The 2,050-nt window shown below is 65.6% G+C and carries 1 protein-coding gene and 1 pseudogene; both read left to right on the forward strand.

Annotation, left to right across the window (positions count from 1 at the left end; genetic code table 11):
* Nucleotides 1-30 precede the first annotated feature (30 nt).
* A pseudogene (locus ACFXHB_RS44710) lies at nucleotides 31-633 on the forward strand (galactosylceramidase); the annotation flags it as partial.
* A 372-nt stretch (nucleotides 634-1,005) separates the two neighbouring features.
* Nucleotides 1,006-1,980, forward strand: coding sequence for a discoidin domain-containing protein (locus ACFXHB_RS44715; RefSeq protein WP_380582970.1), 975 nt, complete (start codon nucleotides 1,006-1,008; stop codon nucleotides 1,978-1,980).
* The last annotated feature ends 70 nt before the right edge of the window (nucleotides 1,981-2,050 follow it).

Consider the following 2,050-nt stretch of genomic DNA (forward strand, 5'->3'; position numbering starts at 1 on the left):
TAGAGCTGACATTTCAGGTGCAGGACACTAGCCTGGGGCGCGCCGGGCTGGGTGGACCCGACCCGAAGCACATCAAAGAACTTCTGGACCTCAAAGACCATCGACTGGCACATGAGCTGGCTGAACTGTGCCACAACGAACGGCCTGCGCATCGACTACATGGGAGGGTGGAACGAGCGCGACGGTGACCCGGCCTGGTTCGTCAGCTTCCGTAATCGCCTGAACGCGGCAGGCTACCAGGACGTTCAGCTCATCGCCGATGACACTGGCTTCAGCGGGCTTGAATCCAGGATGCAGGCCAACCCGGCGTACACCGATGCGGTCGGAGTGATGGGTGCCCACTACCCGTGCGGCTGGCTGTCGCCCACGGACGAGTGCAAGGGACCGTCGAAGCGGTTTGGCAAGCCCGCATGGGACAGCGAAGCCGGGTCGCAGAACTACAATACCGGTTCCGCAGCGCTGGCCAGAGAGTTCAACCGCGGCTACACCGACGGCCGGCTCACCGCTTTCCTCAACTGGGCCACCGTGTGGTCGGCCTACCCGGGCGCACCGTTCGACGGGTCCGGGCTGATGCTCGCCAACAGGCCGTGGAGCGGAAGCTACTCGGTCGGCAAATCGGTGTGGGTCACCGCGCACACCACACAGTTCACCAAGCCCGGGTGGCGCTACCTGCCGGATGCTAGTAAGCGGATCGACGGTGGCTCACTGGTGACGTTGCGCGACCCAAACACGACGAACTGGTCCAGCATCATCGAGACGAGTCAGGCGGCGGCCCCCCAGACGCTCAAGCTCACCGTCGCCGGCGGACTGCCCGCCAACGGCGTCCTGCGCGTCCGCTCTACCAGCCTGAATTCCACCATTCCCGCTGACTGGTTCAACCAGGTGACGGACATCCAGGTAATCGACGGCCAGGCCACGATCACCGCAGACCCGGCCAAGCTGTACACCATCAGCACGCTCACCACCTCCGGCAAGGGCACCGCGGTCGCCCCGCCTAACCCCGTGATGCGCCTGCCCTACAACGACAACTTCGATTCCTACGCGCTGCGGCGCACGCCCAAGTACCTCGCGGAGCTCGGCGGGACCCTGGAGACTGCGCAGTGCGGCGGCGGACGGACCGGCATCTGTCTGCGCTCGACCATGACCGAGCACCCGCTCTACTGGCACGGCCTCGAGCAGGCTCCCGCCGCAGTGATCGGTGATACTCGATGGAACAACTACACGGCCTCCACGGACATCAACTTCGAGACCAGCGGAGTGGAAGTCACGCTCGGCGTACGGGACACGAACCACAGTGGTGGTATCCGGCTCGCCGTCCAGCAGAGCGGCGCCTGGCAGATCAGGACTGCATCCGGTACCGTCCTGGCCAGCGGCACGCGAGAGACGTTTCCGATGAACTCCTGGCACAGTGTCAGCGTCAGCGCCGAGGGCTCCACGATCATCGCGTCGATCGACGGCGTACGGCTCGGCCCCCCGGTCACCGTTCCTTCCGACACGGCCACGGCCGGGCAGGTCTCCCTCGCGGTGTCGAACTACAGTAACGTCCAGTTCGACAACTTCACCGTCCAGCCGGGAACCGGCGTGGTTGTCGCGGCGGAGAGCTCCGATTCTGAGGTCGTCAACTACGCCGCGGGAACAGCGATTGACGGAGATCCTTCGACCATGTGGCAGTCACAGTTCACGCCCACCCCCGTCCCCGGCCCGCACTACATCACCCTCGAGCTCAGCCAGGCCCAGCCCGTCTCCTGCCTCGGCTACCTGCCGAGGCAGGACAGCGTACCCAACGGACGGATTCTCAGCTACGCGGTCTCCACAAGCATCGACGGCGTGAACTTCGCCCAGGTGACCAACGGGACCTGGGCGAACAGCGCGACAGCCAAGGCCGCCAGCTTCCCCGCCTCCCAGGCGAAGTACGTTCGGCTGACCTCGCTGGCAGGCTCCGGCGGATTCGCCTCCGCCGCTGAGATCACAATTCGGTGACCGAACCCGTCTGGGTCGGAGCAGCCAGCTCCGGCCCGGACGGACACCCCCGGTACCCACAGACCGGCTG

Source organism: Kitasatospora sp. NPDC059327, assembly GCF_042752535.1.
Lineage (GTDB): Bacteria > Actinomycetota > Actinomycetes > Streptomycetales > Streptomycetaceae > Kitasatospora.

Coding starts and splice junctions, on each gene's coding strand:
- ACFXHB_RS44715 (WP_380582970.1), top strand. CDS start 1,006: ATGCGCCTGCCCTACAACGACAACTTCGATTCCTACGCGCTGCGGCGC.